Source organism: Apilactobacillus kunkeei (genome assembly GCF_005930975.1).
Lineage (GTDB): Bacteria > Bacillota > Bacilli > Lactobacillales > Lactobacillaceae > Apilactobacillus > Apilactobacillus kunkeei_E.
In genome coordinates, this window is sequence record NZ_VBSE01000024.1 from 1 (window position 1) to 1,166 (window position 1,166).

Below are 1,166 nucleotides of genomic sequence, written 5' to 3' on the forward strand. Positions count from 1 at the left end.
AGCTGGTAAGGTTCTTCGCGTAGCATCGAATTAAACCACATGCTCCACCACTTGTGCGGGCCCCCGTCAATTCCTTTGAGTTTCAACCTTGCGGTCGTACTCCCCAGGCGGAATACTTAATGCGTTAGCTGCGGCACTGAAGGGCGGAAACCCTCCAACACCTAGTATTCATCGTTTACGGCATGGACTACCAGGGTATCTAATCCTGTTCGCTACCCATGCTTTCGAGCCTCAGCGTCAGTAACAGACCAGAAAGCCGCCTTCGCCACTGGTGTTCTTCCATATATCTACGCATTTCACCGCTACACATGGAGTTCCACTTTCCTCTTCTGTACTCAAGTTTTGTAGTTTCCACTGCACTTCCTCAGTTGAGCTGAGGGCTTTCACAGCAGACTTACAAAACCGCCTGCGCTCGCTTTACGCCCAATAAATCCGGACAACGCTTGCCACCTACGTATTACCGCGGCTGCTGGCACGTAGTTAGCCGTGGCTTTCTGGTTAAATACCGTCAAAGTGTTAACAGTTACTCTAACACTTGTTCTTCTTTAACAACAGAGTTTTACGATCCGAAAACCTTCATCACTCACGCGGCGTTGCTCCATCAGACTTTCGTCCATTGTGGAAGATTCCCTACTGCTGCCTCCCGTAGGAGTCTGGGCCGTGTCTCAGTCCCAATGTGGCCGATTACCCTCTCAGGTCGGCTACGTATCATCGTCTTGGTGGGCTTTTATCTCACCAACTAACTAATACGGCGCGGGTCCATCCCAAAGTGATAGCAGAGCCATCTTTCAAGTTGGAACCATGCGGTTCCAACTAATTATGCGGTATTAGCATTTGTTTCCAAATGTTATCCCCCGCTTCGGGGCAGGTTACCCACGTGTTACTCACCAGTTCGCCACTCGCTCCGAATCCAAAAATCATTTATGCAAGCATAAAATCAATTTGGGAGAGCTCGTTCGACTTGCATGTATTAGGCACGCCGCCAGCGTTCGTCCTGAGCCAGGATCAAACTCTCATCTTATAGATGAAAAGCTTAACTTAGCTCTTCTGAATAAATTGTTATTTTATAAGCGAATTGACTTCGCAATGTTTAATTCTTACAACCAAGTTGTAAGTTCCTTACACATCATCGATTATCAATCTTGTTCAGTTTTCAAAGATCTACC

General features: G+C 47.3%; 1 rRNA gene. It reads right to left on the minus strand.

What is annotated here, in order from left to right:
- A 16S ribosomal RNA gene (locus FD688_RS00090) occupies window positions 1–1,021 on the minus strand; the annotation flags it as partial.
- Window positions 1,022–1,166 lie beyond the last annotated feature (145 nt).